This is a genomic window from Pseudoalteromonas sp. T1lg76, from assembly GCF_002964725.1.
GTDB lineage: Bacteria > Pseudomonadota > Gammaproteobacteria > Enterobacterales > Alteromonadaceae > Pseudoalteromonas.
Map to the genome: position 1 here is coordinate 1 of NZ_PQCE01000020.1, position 17,266 is coordinate 17,266.

Below are 17,266 nucleotides of genomic sequence, written 5' to 3' on the forward strand. Positions count from 1 at the left end.
TATCTCTAGAGCGTAAATCAACAAGAGAAAATAGGGATTGTATTAATGTTCGAAAACCCGGAGCTTTATTGTGGCTAATCTTTCAACCCTGATCCGCTATCCACTGATAGCAACCGCAACCCTAGCTTGTATGCTGGCAAGCGACGCTGACGTTTATGCGGCACACAATATCGATATCAATGACAGCTATGCCCTACACACCACAGGCTCGTCAATCGGCTCACAATGGCAACTTAGCAATCCTCTTTTTTCAAACAACCCATTGCGTCTCGCCTCTCGCACCCAACTGCCCTATGCGGCAAAAAGCATAGATACCTTGGTTGGTGAGAGCATATCCGGTGGTACACCAACGGCCAATGCCGCTGCCAAAAAGGATAAGCTGGACCCTAAATTTAATTTGCAGTGTGCCAGTTCGGTGCTCACCATCAACGCCGGTGATACCGCCACATTCAACTGTAACAGCCGTATCCTTGATGGTTTTAGCGGTTCCTTGCGACTGTCACTTGCTTCTTCGTTACCTGGGGCCAAACTATCGCACCGCGAAATCAACGCCGGCATGCCCTTTACCCTGGAAGTGCCAACCAAAAACAAAACCCAATGGGGCGATTATGTCTTTACCCTCACCGCCCACCAGGATAGCCAGTTAAAACAGCAGTCGGTGACCTTAAAGATTCTGCCTCCAGGCGTGCAACCCTACAGTTTTAACAACGACGAGCCGATGAGCATAGTCGACAATGGTGCCGTTGCTCAAGAAAGCGAGATCTTTGTGCCGCAACAGATGAGCACCTTTTCATTGGCCGTGGAATTGGCGGTACGCCATACCTGGCGCAGCGACCTGTCCATCCAATTGGTGTCACCAAGCGGCAATGTGCATAGCCTGCATAACCGTAATGGCGGCTCAGGTGATGACATAAATCAAATCTATAAAATAGACACCTTTAACGGCGAAAATGCATACGGCCCCTGGCGCCTGCGTATTATCGACAAGGCCCCAGGTAATGTTGGTGAGCTGCGCAACTGGAAACTGCATTTAGACGGCTTCAGCAGCCTGCCTCCTGGACAGCGCCTACTGCGCTAATCGCTCAGGTAGTCATTAATATCTATGGCATCAATTTGCTCGGGCAGTAAAAACTGCTCCGCATAGGCCAAATAAACGTTTTCGGTTAGGAACAAATTAAACAGATCCCGATCGATATGCTCATCGGCCACCATCCTCTTCATGATCTTAAGCGCCTGGGACAAGGTTTTCGCCTGCTTGTAAGGCCTGTCATTGGCCGTTAATGCCTCGAAGATATCGGCAATGGCCATGATCTTTGCCGGTATCGACATTTGCTCGGCGCGCAGTCCTCGCGGGTACCCCTTGCCATCGAGTTTCTCATGATGACCACCAGCATATTCAGGTACCCGAGCCAGCTCCTGGGGTAAAGGCAAGGTTTCTAACATGCGAATGGTGGTGGTGATATGCTCGTTAATAATGTATCTGTCCTCATCGGTTAAGGTACCGCGCGTGATACTCAAATTGGTGAGCTCGCCGAGGTTTTGCTTATTTTCCGGAACCTTCATATTAAAGCCAAAACCCTTGTCGCGAGCGGCGATATCGCGTTGGCGTTTATAAATGTGCTCAGGTTTATCGCCTAACACGGCTTCAAAGCCCGGAGTAAAGGGGGCAAAGTCTTCCATATGACGTTGCTCCGCCGGTGACAATCCCACTCGATCGCTTAGCGTGCGATACCAGGTGCGCTCACTGATCTTGTGTAAACGGGCGATATCTTCCTCGGCCATAGCCTCGCCGCCAATATTGCAGCGGGCGATAAACTCGAAATCATCCATGATCTCTCGACGCTGGCCTTGCCACTTTGACGCCAGTTTCTTTTTGTCCTCTGGAGATGCTTGTAATGCGTGTAAATAGCTTATTTCGGCGTCACGTAACAGCACCTCAAAACGCATACGTAATTCATGAATGCGGTTGTAGATACACTCAAGCTTTGAGCCCTTATCAACTATGTGCTCGGGCGTGGTGATCTTGCCGCAATCATGAAGCCAGGCTGCCACTTCAAATTCGCGCCATTGCTCCTGGGAGCGAAAGCGAAAGTCGGCGAACACCTGGGTTTGACTCTCATGAGCGTGGCGCGCCAGCATCAGAGCCAGCTCCGGCACCCGGGCACAGTGGCCGCCGGTATAAGGAGATTTTTCATCTATGGCCTGGGCTATCAACTGTATAAAGGAGTCAAGCAATTCTTTTTGCCCGGCCTCGAAGTCACAAATGGACTCGGACATATTGACCAGAGATTGCGACAGCTGGTGGATTTCTTCTATGTGTGAGGAGACATAATGCACTTCGTTATAGTTGCGATGACTGATCTTTTGGTTTTCTTCGATCAATCGTTGGATCGGGCTGGCCATGGCTCGGGCCAATTGGGTGATCAGCAGAAGCACCAGAGCTAACACCGCGAGAGTGATGATAATAGCGTTACGCACATAGGTGTTGAGCTGAGCAAAGGCCTGACGCTCGCTCACCAAAAATGCCAGATACTCACGGCTGTTGCTCTTCATCAAGCCAGTGATGGCGCTAACATATATCAGGTGTTGTTCGCCGTTAAGGCTAATGCTGTGCAACTTATTATGGCTGTTAACGTCTTTTGCCAGGGCAAGTATTTTTGGCGATGGTACCTGGGTTAAGGCCTGGGTACCTTGGTGATCTTGGCCGTCAAAGCGCAGCCATTTTTGCTCTAAAGCGGTTAGAATTCGCGGTTCCAGCCCTGCTTGCGCCTTATCTATCAGGGGAATGAGCTCGGCCAAGTCCCGGCGCACAAAATGATGTAAACCAAACTCGGTTCGGCCCTTAAACTCTTCCACTTCGGCACTGCGATGCAGGGTATCGATAAAAAAGTACTTTTCGATATATTGCAGCACCACTTTTAGGTCGAACACTGCATCCACCTCACCGCGCTCCAGGGCACGCATGGCCGTCAGCGTATCCTTGTATTCGATAAACTGCGCCTGCGGCAACTGTTGACGTAGGAAGCGGGTGATGGCGTAGCCTCTTTGCGCGGCAATGCGCTTTGTCGCCAACGACGCTAACTGCGGCCTTGTTGCCAGATCAAGGTTTGCGGTAGCAAACACCACTTCTGGAAGATAATAGGGCTGGGCGTAGGCACCAAACTCTAAGCGTTGTTCGGTTTTCATCAGCCCCAGCAGCATATCCAGTTGCCCCTGTTTTAACTGCTCTATCAGCTCGGGAAAGCTATAGCCATTGATCAATTCAAGCTCCAGACCGAGCATGGCGGCGATCAGCTGCAAGTGCTCCAGGCCATATCCCCTGGGTTGCCCAGACAGGTTGTATTCAAACGGCGGATAATCATCCATCACCCCTACCCTTAGGGTGCCTATGCTTTGCAATAACCTTTGCTCATCGCCTGACAGTGAGAGTGTGGCGCCTGGCGCTATAATTGGCTCTTCTTTGCCCAAACGCTGTGCCCTAAGCACGCCATTGTCGTCGAACATATAGGCTTGAGCGCCCTGCCCGTGCCCCTCGATGGCCATATATTCGGCCAGAGATGACAGCAATATATTGGTACCAAAGACATCGCCGCGCTCACTTTTAATGCTGTAGCTGCTGCCCGGCTGACGTACAAAATTAAACAGATAAGGCGGCATCTTATAGACCTTATCCCTGGTGGCGAGCTTAAACCAAGGGCGGGTACTGGCGTTGTACTTACTGCCATGAACTTCGCTGTGGCGAATGCTTAGATCACTATTGAGGTAAGAAAGCGTTTGTTCGCGTGTGCCACCGCGTGTGCCACCGCGTGTGCCCCCGCGTGTGCCCCTTTGTTCGCTGATGCTAAGCAAGACCCAGCGGTCACTGGGCGCCGCGCCCCATAGCTGGCGCAAGTTCCGGGCCGACTCTAAGTTCGACAGCTCAAGATAATCGCCGTTGGCAAACCCGATAAATAAGGAAAAGACCTTGGGATTGCCCTCCAACAAGCTACTAAAAGCCAACAATTGCTGCTTACTCAGGTGTACGGCACTGAGCTCCCGGTTACCGAAACTATGCTTTAGACTACGAGCCAGGCCCAGGGCACTTTGCTCCTGCAGCAGTGCCTGCTCGCTGCTATTAGCGGCAATACCCTGAAACTTTTCCTGGGCGCTGCTCTTGGCCAGGTTGTTACTGAATACAAACTGCAGACCAATGGCCACCAAGGCGGTGAAGGCGCAGGCCACGACAAAGGAGGTGATCAGGGTGACACGTATGGTGAAACGGGTTCGTTTGGGAGCAACATCCATAAGTTTGAGCAGTCACACGATAAAAAATTAGCTAGTTCAAGCTTAATACAAATTTGGATTTTTTCTTTAAGATCAGAGCGTCCCAAGGGGATTTGGGCTGAAATCAGGGCAAAAGGATTAGTGCGAGTGGTTTATTTGGCTTGTGCTGTATTTACCTATGATCTCCTCAAGTGCGCCGCTGGATTGCAACTGGCCTAGCAGCCTGTTGGTGTACATCATGTTTATTTTACCGTTATCGTTACGGGGAAAACGAAACTGATAGGGCGCGATATGAACCGCAAAGCTCGACTTTATCAGGCCCTTTGTCAGCTCGGGATGCTTGACGGCCAAATAATCGAATACCAGCGCCGACATCACCACCGCCTCAACACCACTGTGCTCGGCGTCCTGCAGCGCTTTAATCATATTCAAATCACTGTAAAAGTTTTTTCGCCTTAACTTGGCTTTAGCGAACAAAGGCTCCAGGCTCGGATAGGTATATTCATAGCGTCCCGCTACCAGCAGGGCCTGCTCCCGAGCTTGGGAAAATGCCACGAGCTCATCCAGGCTCTTAAACGCCTGCTCTGAATTGGCGCGCATCACCAGAATATCCTTAACCTCGGCAATAGGCTCACTCCAGTAATAGTTATCACCGTCTTTACACCAGGTTTGCGAGTCAAAAAGGAAATCCAATTGTCCTTCGGCGAGGAGTTTTAAGGAATGGCGGGCATAGGGAGTAGCAACATAGGCGTGATCGCTGGTTCGGTTCATGGCCTTAAGCATATCGGGAATAATGCCCTGCATGAGCTCACCGGTAATGCTAAAAGGCGGAAAATGTTCCGGAAAAGCGCCCTTGAGTTCATGGGCAAAACTGGTGTGAGTGGCCAGTACCACCAGCGACAAAAGCAGCGCTCTTAACACCTTAGTCATCCTTTCCTTCTTGCCTTCGAGAAAGCGCATCAATTTACCAGTCATAAACAGAGTATATCCCTATGTATCAGACTGTTACCTAGATTTATGCTAGGCGACAATGGGCCGATTGTCCACCGCCATCGGGCATTATAAGGCACTAAAAAAGCGGCGCATAGGCCGCTTTTCAGGATTCATTGTTTATCCGCAGATGATCCGCAACATGCGACGCAGCGGCTCGGCGGCGCCCCACAAGAGTTGGTCGCCTACGGTAAAGGCGCTGATGTACTTTGGCCCCATGCTCAATTTGCGAATACGGCCTACCGGAATACGCAGGGTCCCCGCCACATTTACCGGCGTAAGCTCCTTGCTCGATGTCTCGCGGTCGTTAGCAATTACCTCAACCCAGTCGTTATGGGCACCAAGGATCTCTTCAATCTCGCTGACGCTGATATCTTCGCGTAACTTGATGGTTAGCGCCTGAGCATGGCAACGCATCATGCCGACACGCACACATAAACCATCGACGGGAATAGGCTGTTTGCTGGAGCCTAGAATTTTATTGGCTTCAACCTCGGCTTTCCATTCTTCCTTGCTTTGCCCCGACGGCATGGGTACATCAATCCAGGGGATCAAGCTGCCAGCCAGCGGCACACCGAACTGGTCGCAGGCCAAGGAGCCGTCTTGCATTTTAGTCGCCACTTTTTTATCTATATCGAGAATAGCGGCACTTGGGTCTTGCACCTGGTCGGCCACCACATCATGGAGTTGCCCCATTTGCACGAGCAGCTCTTTCATGTTGCGGGCACCGGCACCGGAGGCCGCCTGATAGGTCATGGGGCTGACCCATTCGATCAAATCGCGTTCAAACAATCCGCCCAGGGCTAATAGCATTAAGGAAACGGTACAATTACCGCCGACAAAGGTTTTAACGCCCTGCTCCAGGCCTTGCTCGATCACATCCTTATTTACCGGGTCGAGCACAATAATGCTTTCATCGCTCATACGCAGTGCCGAGGCGGCATCGATCCAATAGCCCTGCCAACCCTTATCACGCAGGCTTTGGTAAACTTCATGGGTGTAGTCGCCACCCTGACAGGTCAATATGATGTCCATTTGCGCCAGCGATTCAAGATCATAGGCACTTTGCAATGGCTTAGGGGTACCGGCAATGTCCGGTCCCAACTGGCCGGTTTGCGAGGTGGTAAAAAAGGTCACGTCAATATGTGCAAAGTCCTGCTCTTGTTGCATGCGCTCAAGCAGTACGGAGCCAACCATACCGCGCCAGCCGACTAGGCCTACTTTATTCATTACTTTTTCCTTTTGAAAAATAAGTTCAACATATTGCGTGAGTCCCCTAGATCCAGAGCTAAGCTCTGAGATGAGTACAGACCTAGGTATGGGCTGACAATAACACTGCTTAGCGCTTTACTCTAGTGGCAGGACTACAACTTAAATTTATTTCATATATTGGGCGGTTTTTTACGCCTGTGACAAGGCTAGGGGCATAAAAAAACCCGGAACTTCCGGGTTTTTAATTTAAGAGTTAAGGGTTAGAACTCGTAAGAGTAACTCAAGCTAAACTCAACGCCTTCGTCCTTAGAACGAACGATAACGTCAGATTGCGTTACTTCAACGTCTTCATCTAGCAGGTTCTTCACCTTAAACTTCACTTTAGAATTAAAGTCTGGGTAGAAGGTGTAAACCAAATCCAATGAGTGGAACGGTTGCTCATAAGCATCATCACGACCATTCACACCGGCTGCCAGAATACGCTCGCCAAACACGTTGTACACCAAGGAAGCACTGTGCATGCCATCGAGTGAATCATAGTTCAGCTGCATATTGACCACGTATTCCGAGTGACCCGTCATACGCTTGGTAGGATTGGTCAAGGTACCCGCAAAGGCCGGATCAATCGAGGCTTCCGAATCACTCAAGGTGATGTTACCACTGGTGAATAGGCCATCGGTAACAAAGGTCAGATCCTGTAACCACTCCGCTTCGATACCATAGACTTCCGCGGTTTCACCGTTTACAAAGGTAGCTGAATAATCTTCATCACCAATCTTTAAGATGGTTTCGATTGGCGCATCGATATCCTTATAGAAGGCCGCCACACTTACCGAGTTACCGGCTTCGCCGTAATACTCGTAACGTAAGTCGAAGTTCTTGATTGGGCTACTCTTTAACCCGGTACGACCAAAGGTACGTATGTCCGTTAAAGGGTCATAATAGGTGACCGGTACGATTTCACGGAAATCCGGGCGAACCACGGTTTCACCGTAACCGGCACGCACCTGGTAGCTGTCGCTGCCGATATAAGTAAGTGACAGTGCTGGATACCAATCATCTTCGATAATGGTACCTGCTTCGATTTTTTCCGGATCGTAATAGGTATTAAGATCGTCGGCATCGAAGATCAGGCTCGAAGTACCGATTGAGCTTTGCTTAAACTCTTCGTAACGTACACCACCGCTGATACGCAGCCAGTGATCATAGAGCACATCGAATGAGGCATAACCGGCATCGATTTTCTGCGCGGCAATATAGTCATCCGCATCAGGCGCTGTTGGCTCGTTAAAATCAACCAGGATAGCGTTATCGTCGATAAAGCCATCGCTTAGGTATGAACTGTTATCAAGCGGACTTTGTGAGCCATCGTTGATTTCAATACCGGCGCCGGCACTGTTGTTGATGGCAAAGCTTGAGGTGTTGAAAACACGGGCACGATCAGAGAAGTCATAACCGGCTTTAAGCTCAACGTCCATTGACTCAAAGCTCAGCGGCAGCGTGAGGTTACCGCCATATGATTTAACGCGTTCTTCCATGTCGGTGTAGGACATGATCACACGGTTATCATCACCGGTAATTTCAGAGCCTGTATAGGCGCCATTGCTGTCATAACGGTCGCGGAATTCAAAGTCGACATTGGTTGGGATGTCCGTAGTCGCTTTTGACTCTGTGTATTGCCAATCCGCGCCAATGCCCCAGTAATCCATAAAGGTATGCTGGCCGATAAACTGAGTCACGTTAAGCTGACGCTCTTCGTAGTTAAACTCATGATTACGGTTAGCGATGCCGTCACCGACTATGGTGTAGGTCGAACTACCCGCCGGGCTTTGTGAAATAGCGATTTCAGACTCGTCTTCGTTATCGACGATGTACATCTGCTGTGCCGACACACTGTGCGTGCCCAAGGTGTAACCAAGACTGAAGGTACCATTGTAACGCTCGTTCTCTATGGTCACTTTTGAGTCTTTAAAGGTCTCAAAGCATGAGCTTTTAACATCGTCGGCACTTTCGAGCTTAGTACTACAATCGCTTTTTACTTCCTTGGCGATAACAGAACTAAAACGCTCTTCGAAATCCCACTCATTGGTATAACCACCAGAGAGCATAAAGCCGATGTTGCCGCCAAAGAATGACTCTTCAAAGCTATCTCCCCAATGAGCTTTAACATTGTACTCTGGGTCAAGAGATTCATCTTTTAGGGCATAATCACGGGGCAATGACTTTAGCAACATATTGTTAATTGCCGTGGCCTGCTCGGCGCGAGAAAGGTCGCCGTCAACCAGGTTATCGCGGTCAACAATATTGCCAATGCTGAAATCACCATGGTAGCGCACAATCGCGTCTTTTAACGCTTGTGGTACGCCATTTTCATTGCGGTTATAAGTGTAACCATCGTCCGCGGCCGTGTTGTAACCAACACCCAGTTCGATACCTGCGGTAAACTCGCTCGGGGCCGACTTGGTACGAATATCGATATTACCGCCACCAAAGGCTGCCGGCATATCCGGCGAATACGCCTTTTGTACCGCCATACTTTCGATAATGCTGGCCGGGAAAATATCCAAAGGAATAACGTTACGGGTTAAGTCCGGGCTTGGAATATAAGCGCCGTTTAAACGTGCACTTGAGTAACGCTCACCCAGGCCACGTACGTAAATAAATTTACCATCAACCAGGGTCAAGCCGGTTACTCGGCGCAAGGCCGAAGCCGCATCGCTATCACCTGTGCGTGATAATTGCTCGGCACCCAGAATATCGGCAACGAAGGCTTGGTTTTTACGCTCTTCGATCACCGCTGCCGCACTGCCTTGCAAACGCGTACCAACGGCAACCACTTCTTCTAGTTCTTGGTTGTCGGCGCTCTGCACTTCTTCTGCCGCCACTAGGGCGCTAGATTGTGCCAATAAGCCAAGGCCAACAGCCCAAGCTAATTTATCTAGCCTATGTTGTTTTGCCATGTTCTACATCCTAATCAGTTTATACAAAACAGGCGCCCGATGCTTGTTATGCAAGCCCCAAGGCGCCTTCGCTTAAATGTTCAAGGGGTGACTAAATTAGTCTGCAGATGCCGCTGTAAGAGCCGCTTCTACCCACTTGTACCAGCTTGAGTCTGTATCTTGATCAGATACCGCGCCGATGTAGTCAACTGAATCGAAGAAAGCACCTAGTTCGCTTAAGTCGTTCGCAGTTACAGTTACGTCTGTTGATGCTGTGTTGGTCGCAAAACCGTTGTCAGCAAGTAGCGCTACGTCATCGGTTAGGATTTGGCTAGCACCGCCGTTTTCGAACCAAGTCGCCTTGCTTTGTGCTGCAAGAGGGCCACCAACAAAGGTGTCAGAGTCAGCAAAGTTTGACGAACATGCCATTACTGAGCTGGTGAAGCTGATCTTGTCTGCTTCTTTTTCACCATCGCTTGAGAACTCGATACAGCTGGTGTTAACAGCGTTTTGCTTAACGATAACAGTATTGAATAGGCGCGCGTTGAACTGGTCGTCGAACTTAAACGCCTGTGAAGGGTCATCATCACGTACCGAGCTAGCATCAGTAGTTACTACAGTTACGTTAGCAATCGTTGGGTTAGAAGGTGCAACCTGGGCAGAAGATGAACCTTTCACACCGTCAGATTCAAAGCCGTTGTTACCCATGTTTACCACGGTACCATCGTTTAGAGTCACTGTGCCGTGCTTAACGAATAGGTACTGAGCCGCACCCTGCCAGCCAGCGTCAAAGTCGAATGAATCGTCTTGCGTGTCTGTTACTACGATGTGCTTAAGCGTTGTTGCACCACCGAAGATTTCAACACCATCGTCGAAGCCCTGGTGAATGTGAATGTAGTCAAACGCAGAGCCTGAGCCTACCGCGTTAAGCGTTAGTGAGTTAAGGTCATCACCTTCACCACCTACACGTGGACCTGAACCGGCATACCAGATTTTCGCCCACTTGATGCTACCACTTGAATCGGCATTGTTGTTACCCCCGTAGTAGCTGGTGATACCTTCAGAAGCAACGTTACAAGTACCGCCATCACGCTCAGCGTCGGTACAGTGGTCGGTGATACCCTGACCATTGATGATGATGCCACCCCAGTCCGCGTAACGTGCGCCGTTACCTGCGCTATCGAAACGATCGAAAGCGTTAGCTGAAGTGAAAGTGATTGGTTTTTCTTCTGTACCTATGGCTTGGATTTTCGCGCCACGAGCGATACGGATAATGGCTTCACCAGATTGGAACGCAAGCGTTGCACCCGGCTTAACTGTCATTGTTGGGCCGTTTGCTGGAACTTCAAAGCCATTTGAAGTATCACCATCTGCACCGATTTGTAGTGCATCAGCAAAAAGGTGAACACCACCTTCAGGCAGCTCTTCAAAGGTAATGTTGCTGGTGATAGAGATTGTTTTGCTTGCGAATGAGTCATTGTATACACAGTCATTACCGCTAGCTGTACCTTCTACCGTACCCGCAGCTGTTTCATAGCTAGCACAAAGAATTTCGTCTTCGCCAGTACCGCCAGAGTTATTATTTGAGTTGTTAACACTGTTGTCGGTATTGGTGCTGTTATCGTTAACCGTAGGGGTGATCTCAATATCGCCACCACAAGCTGCAAGTGTTACAGCAGAAGCCACAAGGCTGACTTTGAAAAAGTCTGAAAGTTTCATCATAAACTCCGTAGTTCAAAAATTTTATATTGTTAGCGCAGTTATTTAGCTGATGGTTAAGATACGGAAGGTTTATGACACTCGGGTGACACAAATTTAAAGAAATGGTTACATTATTAATTTTTATAAGTCATTGTAAAAACGAAAAAAGCCACCCTAAGGCGGCTTTGGTGTTGCGATTATATTTCAAGAAAACGTTATTTTTATTCTAAAACAAAGAAATAAAAATAAAATAATCAAACCCATTTATAGATTATAAAAGCGCTTGTTTTAATGTCTCTGCGTGTAACTTCTCGTTTTTCACGTATTTGATCCATTGTTGGGCTAAACGCTCAGAGCGCTTGTGCTTTTCAGCCTGCTCGAATGCCAAAATAGAGGCATCGAAGTTTTGCAGGTTAAATTGCGCCATCCCCAGGGCCACATAGGCGTTCGACTCAAAGTCCAGACCGCCCTTATCCAGGGCTTCACGGGCGGCATCGGCTGCCTCGGAGAACTGCTCAAGGTTGATATACACCTCAGCCATGCGCTGATCATAAATACCCGACCGCTCGGCTGCTGCGGCTTTCTCAAAGAAGCCGATGGCCTTGCGCTCTTCCTTCGCCTGTACATAGGCTTCGGCGATAAAGGCATTGTTTTTGACATTGTCTTCAACCACGCCCTTGGCCTGGGCCTGTTTCATCACCTTGGCCGCTTTGTAGGGCAAGCCGTTAAACATATAGATTTGTGCCAGGTTGCGAAGGTCGCCCTTGGTCTTTAAATAGCCCTGCTGGTACGCCGCCTCTATGGTGTCCAACTGATCTTTTTCGCGCCCTACTTCGCCGTACATACCACTTAGCTGTACCCAGTATTCCGGCTTGTTATAGAGAGCGATCATTTTTTCAAGTACGCCGACCACCATTTCCGGCTGCTGCAGCGAGTAATACAGGGCACGTTGCAAGACCAGCCAGTTTTCTTTCGGGGTTTTGCCGTCTTTTTCCGCCAGGGTAATGGCCGTGTTGATGGCACCCAGGGCGTCATCATACTTGTTCATCTGGTAGAAGGCCTGTGACTTAAGCACATAATAGCTGTCTGGCTTGGGCTTGGTATTGACCTTATCCCATCTATTCAGATAGGCAACCGAGCCTTGGTAGTCTTCATTGGCCATCGACAACTGCGCCAACGAGAACAAGGTGCTCAACTGCAACGACTCGGGAATGGCGTCTTCGGCAACCACCTGCTCAAACGCCTTAATGGCGTCGGGCAAACGGTTTTCGTTGTAATAGATAAAGCCGTAGAAGTTATACATCATGGCTTTTTCATAGGCGTTCATGCTTGATGAGCGCTCTTTCACCGAATCCAATGCCGCCAGACCGCCGGCCACATCGCCGTCATCGGCCATTTTTTGCGCCCGCGCCAGTTGGCTGTACACCTTATCGCGCAGCGCCGGTACGCGCTTGGTCTTTTGCTCGCCTTGCTCGGCATGGGCAGAGGCCAGGGCCACACCCGGGATCATGCTGGCCATGCTCGGCAGCACTAAGGTTGCCGATGTTAAGCCGGCAAAAAGAAACAGTGAGTTCAACTTGTTCATAGTAAACCTCTAAAATCGCAACCTGTGCCCCGCAGGGCACAGTTTATTAACCATTAATCTCGAAGCTGATGCGGTTTTGTACACCGCCTACTTCCACCGCTTCGCCATTGACGATGCGCGGCTTATATTTAAACTTGAGCGCGGCATCCATGGCGGCACGGTCAAAGATTGACTCGGGCTCGGCCTTAAGTACCTTGGGGTCGCGCACCGTGCCCTGCTTGGTTACGGTGAATTCAACGATCACATAGCCTTCAATACCCCGCGACAGGGCACGACGCGGATACACGGGCGACACCTTAACGATAGGCAGGTATTCGCCGTCGCTGCTTTCCAGTGCCAAACCATTACCTAGGTCGACATCGGCGCTGATATCGGCGCTAAAGTCGAAGTTGGCATTGCTGGCATTGGCGTCGCTACTTTGTGTTTGCGGTGACTCCAACGGCGGTGGTGGCTCTTTGGGTGTCGGTGGCTTTTGCGGCTTGCGCTCTTTTTTCTCCACCGTTTCTTCTTGCTTCAAGCGCACGAAATCAAGCACATTGCCTTTGGCCGGTTCGGTCATCGCACCTTCACCGCCGTTGATCAGCGCCTGCATGCCCAAAAACAGCATAAAGGTCACGACTGCGGCGATAATTAAAGCGATTAAATAACGCATCTATCGCTCCTTAGGCTTCTTGCGCGGCGATGGATACATCAAACACACCGGCGGCGCGGGCGGCGTCCATTACCTTGATCAGGGTGTCCGTGGTGGCCTTTTTATCGGCCTGGATCACTACACTGCCCTGTGGGTTTTCCGCTTTTAGGCGCTCGATATTGGCCTGCACCGCACGTACGTCTACCTGACGCTTGTTGATCCAAATCTCGCCTTCATCGGAAATGGCCACCAAGATGCTGGCACGTTCCTTCTTCACCGCGGTGGCGGCTTCAGGGCGGTTTACATCGATACCCGCTTCTTTAACGAAGGAGGCGGTAACGATAAAGAAGATAAGCATGATGAAGACCACGTCGAGCATGGGTGTCATGTTAATTTCTTCGGCTTCGTCTTCTTGAAAAATTTTACCTAATGGGGCTCTCATTTTACTCTCCTTGCCTGCGCCAAAGCGCAGGCAGATAATCATCGCAACTTAGTGGTCCAGGACCATCTTGTCTTCTAACAATTCGACTTCTCGTTTGGCGCGGCGCTGTAAAAAGGTCGAGGCAAATACCCCGGATAGCGCGCCAACCATGCCGGCCATGGTAGGGATGGTCGCTTTGGACACCCCCGAGGCCATGGAGCGAGCACTGCCGGTGCCGGTAACCGCCATGACATCGAATACCTCGATCATGCCGGTAACCGTACCTAACAAACCAAGCAGTGGACACAAGGCCACCATCACGTTGATCAAAGCCAGGTTTGTGTTTAGTTTCATCCCTGCTCTTGAGATCATCGCTTGGCGAATTTGCTCGGCATTCCAGCTATTGCGCTCCGGACGGTTGTACCAATCGGACCGCACCGATTTTTTGTACTTCACATAACCACCGAAGAAGTACATAAAGCGCTCAAGTATTAGCAACCACATGGCGAAGATGAGGATGCCGATGACCAGGAGAACCTGGCCACCTGTGTCGAGAAAATCACGAATTGCATTGATCCAATCAATCAATAGCACCATGATTTACGCTCCTTTTTCGCTGCGCTCAGCAATCAGGCCGGCACTTTGCTCTTGTAGAATCAACAGCAGGTTCTTAGAGCGCGTATTCAGTAGCGTGTATAGGAATACCGTTGGGATGGCCACAACCAGACCCAATACCGTAGTTACCAGGGCTTGCGAGATACCGCCGGCCATAAGTTTAGGGTCACCGGTACCAAACAAGGTGATGGCCTGGAAGGTGTTGATCATACCGGTTACCGTACCCAGTAGACCCAGCAGTGGGGCTACCACAGAGATGATCTTGATAAGCGTCAGGTTACGGGTGATCTTCGGCATTTCACGCAAAATGGCTTCCGATAGCTTCAGCTCTAATGTGTCGTGGGCAACATCGGGATATTGATCTTTAACCTTCATCACGCGACCAAGCGGGTTGTCATCACGCGCTACGCTGTCTTTAAGCTGGCGACGGATTTTGCCACCGATAAGCATAAGCGAGATAAAGCGCTCAAGGGCGATGATCAGTGCCAAGGCACCTACCGCAAGGATCACATAACCTACCGTGCCACCTTGGTGTACACGCTCTTCGGTATCAGGGGCTTGTACCAATAGGCCCAGGATAGAACCACCGGTTGGGTCCAGGGCGAACTGCACAAAACCGTCTTTTGACTGTTGTAGCTCGGCGGCACTTGAGGTGTAACGGGCAACCGGCTGACGCGTTAGCTCAGACAAGGTATTGGTTACATTGTTGTATTCAAGGTATTTGCCATCGGCAACCAGGTTAAAGGCACCGACACGCAATACTTCTTTGTTCTCTTTGGCGCCACCGGCGACGATCACTTCGGTGTTAAAGCGTGATACCTTGCCCTGCTCTGTCATTTCGCGCTGTAGTTCGAACCACACCTGCTCGATGTCTTCGATAGAAGCAAGCTTGGAGGTTGAGCCCATTTGCTGCGCCAGCTCGTCCATAAACACATCACGACCTTGCAGCTCTGCCGAAACCACAGATGTGGCAAACTTGTTCGAGCTGTCACCGGCTACCTGTTGCAGCACACCAAATAACTCTTTAAGCGTACCCATGCGGTTTTGCAGGGTGTCGCTTAGCTGCGCCAGTTTTACTTCATTGTCTTCAAACGCGGTTTCTAAACGCTCAGACTCTTGTAGTTTGGCGTTACGTGTTTGCTCGGCGCTGCGCAACATTTGTAGTTGCTCGCTTTGACGGGCCAGGAAGGCCTTTTCACGCTCCTCGTTTTCTTGAGACTGAGCAATCTTGCCCTGCTGTAGGGTCTTTAATAATGCGTCCAGGTCCATGGCGTCATTGGCCATCGCCGCGTGCGACATTGCCATAGTGGCCACTAATGCGGCGCTTTGGGTAAATTTTTTCACTAATTTCATCGTCAATACCTTCTTATTCCGCAGCTTGAACAGGCAGGGTTAACATGTCTGGGGCTAACTGCTTACGAGCAATGCGTAAGCCTTTGCTGATTTGGCTAATGCTTGAGTCCGGCAGGTTAACAAAGGCTTTTTGCTCTTTGTCCCAGGCACCGGCTTGCTTGCCATCGCGGGTAAGGTAAATAAGCTCAAGACGACCGATGCGTAGGAAGTCCACTTCACGCTCGGTGCCATTGACATCCAATAAACTGGTGTAGGCTTCAATGGTACGGCCATAGTCCACTTCCACCTGGTAGGCTTCCAGGACACGACGGAATTTTTCGCTCGATGTGACATCGGCGCGATCCATCATTTCGCTCAACTTGGCAATGCGCTCACTACGTTCTTGTGTAAGGAAAGGCACATCCAGAGCAACAAACTGCTCAAGGCCTTCGATCATGCGCAGCATCAGCGGCGTGATTTGACGCTCAATCACCGATACCTGATCCATAGAGGCATTGATATTGGCCATTTCTTCGACCTGATTGGCCACTTGCTTGGTTAGCTGAGCGTTGTACACGCTAAGGCCATCGATCTCTTTATTGAGTGCCTTGAACTTTTGCAAACGGGTTTGCATGTTGTCGGCAATCGTGTCTATTTTTGTTTGAGATTGCGTGGCTATTTGGTTGATCTCACCACTTTTTTGTTTAACTGTCTGAAGTTCATTGGCCATTACCTGTGAGCTGCTCGCAGCCACCAGTGAAGCCAATATCAGGGGTTTAACGCCTTTCATCGCATACACCTTATTTTGAGCTTAATGCTGTACCGGATTTCCGGCACGAATGTAAGATGGGCGAAAGTCTAGAGAACAAAAGTGACAGCCGTGTTGCGCAAATAATACACTTTAGTTACAAATGTCATACAAATGTCTTATACGAATTTATAATGGCAGGACGGGTGCGCTATTTCCGTATGGGGGACAACTTCTGGCGCCGTCAGGCACTGAGCGGCGGAAGTAGATTTAGGCGCTTTACTGAGGCGGCTGTGCTTAGCCACCGAGTCCAAAGTATAAGGCAGGAGCCGAAAGGCCAACAAAGATAAGGCCTAGCAGGTAGCCATGGCCCTTGGCCAGGCGGCCATTGGCTTCATCCCCCCGTAGGTATAACACCTCGGCCATATGCCCCACGGGGATCACTTTGCTGTTAAATGACGCTTTTGAGATAACCACAAAACGCTGGCCATTGACTGAATACTCAAAATGCGGCCGATATTGCATGCGTTTGTGTCCATCCGAGTTCTTGCTGAGATACTCATCATAGGCAATTATTTTGCCCTGTGTTTTAAGCGCACTTTTATTAAAACGGTAGTAGTCGAAGAGGATATACGCACCAACGGTAGCAAAGATAAGACCGCCAAATAATGGCACCGGATTAATATTCATCACCTTTTCCCTTTATTATCACGATCAAATTTATATCATTATTTTACAAGCATATGAATTATAGGGGATAACTAGTTATTTTATAATTTAGTATCGTGACAGTGATTTGCACCCTGCTCTCCTTGCCACTATATTCTCT

General features: G+C 49.8%; 13 protein-coding genes. 1 reads left to right on the plus strand and 12 read right to left on the minus strand.

Features of this window, described 5'->3' with window-relative positions:
* Window positions 1–70: 70 nt before the first annotated feature.
* Complete coding sequence (locus C2M35_RS08270) at window positions 71–1,078, plus strand: proprotein convertase P-domain-containing protein (RefSeq protein ID WP_158677945.1); 1,008 nt, start codon at window positions 71–73, stop codon at window positions 1,076–1,078.
* Here C2M35_RS08270 and C2M35_RS08275 read toward each other — a convergent pair.
* The 12 genes from C2M35_RS08275 to C2M35_RS08330 all read right to left on the minus strand — a co-directional run bounded on the left by C2M35_RS08275 (window position 1,075) and on the right by C2M35_RS08330 (window position 17,127).
* A complete protein-coding gene (locus tag C2M35_RS08275) occupies window positions 1,075–4,284 on the minus strand; it encodes an HD domain-containing phosphohydrolase (protein ID WP_105265064.1) in 3,210 nt (1,069 codons plus the stop codon). The two genes, C2M35_RS08270 and C2M35_RS08275, sit on opposite strands and share 4 nt — an antisense overlap.
* A 117-nt stretch (window positions 4,285–4,401) precedes the next feature.
* Window positions 4,402–5,193: a substrate-binding periplasmic protein gene (locus C2M35_RS08280; RefSeq protein ID WP_158677946.1), complete on the minus strand. Its 792-nt coding sequence runs from the start codon at window positions 5,191–5,193 to the stop codon at window positions 4,402–4,404.
* Window positions 5,194–5,373: 180 nt separating this feature from the next.
* Window positions 5,374–6,483 carry an aspartate-semialdehyde dehydrogenase gene (gene asd / locus C2M35_RS08285; protein WP_105265066.1) on the minus strand — a complete coding sequence of 370 codons (1,110 nt, stop codon included), beginning with the start codon at window positions 6,481–6,483 and terminating at the stop codon, window positions 5,374–5,376.
* Between the two features lie 242 nt (window positions 6,484–6,725).
* Window positions 6,726–9,425, minus strand: coding sequence for a TonB-dependent receptor plug domain-containing protein (locus C2M35_RS08290; RefSeq protein ID WP_105265067.1), 2,700 nt, complete (start codon window positions 9,423–9,425; stop codon window positions 6,726–6,728).
* A gap of 96 nt (window positions 9,426–9,521) precedes the next feature.
* Window positions 9,522–11,123, minus strand: coding sequence for a hypothetical protein (locus tag C2M35_RS08295; RefSeq protein WP_105265068.1), 1,602 nt, complete (start codon window positions 11,121–11,123; stop codon window positions 9,522–9,524).
* Between the two features lie 253 nt (window positions 11,124–11,376).
* Window positions 11,377–12,690 carry a tetratricopeptide repeat protein gene (locus tag C2M35_RS08300; protein WP_105265069.1) on the minus strand — a complete coding sequence of 438 codons (1,314 nt, stop codon included), beginning with the start codon at window positions 12,688–12,690 and terminating at the stop codon, window positions 11,377–11,379.
* A gap of 46 nt (window positions 12,691–12,736) precedes the next feature.
* Entirely contained in the window at window positions 12,737–13,342 is a 606-nt protein-coding gene (locus C2M35_RS08305; RefSeq protein WP_105188932.1) for an energy transducer TonB, read from the minus strand.
* A 10-nt stretch (window positions 13,343–13,352) separates the two neighbouring features.
* Window positions 13,353–13,763 (minus strand): ExbD/TolR family protein, encoded by a 411-nt coding sequence (locus C2M35_RS08310; protein ID WP_105201368.1) that lies wholly within the window; start codon window positions 13,761–13,763, stop codon window positions 13,353–13,355.
* Window positions 13,764–13,811: 48 nt separating this feature from the next.
* Window positions 13,812–14,339 carry a MotA/TolQ/ExbB proton channel family protein gene (locus C2M35_RS08315; RefSeq protein ID WP_105188934.1) on the minus strand — a complete coding sequence of 176 codons (528 nt, stop codon included), beginning with the start codon at window positions 14,337–14,339 and terminating at the stop codon, window positions 13,812–13,814.
* A gap of 3 nt (window positions 14,340–14,342) precedes the next feature.
* Complete coding sequence (locus C2M35_RS08320) at window positions 14,343–15,662, minus strand: MotA/TolQ/ExbB proton channel family protein (RefSeq protein ID WP_442792753.1); 1,320 nt, start codon at window positions 15,660–15,662, stop codon at window positions 14,343–14,345.
* 61 nt (window positions 15,663–15,723) lie between these two features.
* Window positions 15,724–16,479, minus strand: a complete 756-nt coding sequence (locus tag C2M35_RS08325; protein WP_105201370.1) for a DUF3450 domain-containing protein — start codon at window positions 16,477–16,479, stop codon at window positions 15,724–15,726.
* Between the two features lie 255 nt (window positions 16,480–16,734).
* The gene (locus tag C2M35_RS08330; RefSeq protein ID WP_233998006.1) at window positions 16,735–17,127 is read right to left on the minus strand and encodes a DUF3592 domain-containing protein; all 393 of its coding nucleotides are present in this window, start codon (window positions 17,125–17,127) and stop codon (window positions 16,735–16,737) included.
* Window positions 17,128–17,266: the final 139 nt, after the last annotated feature.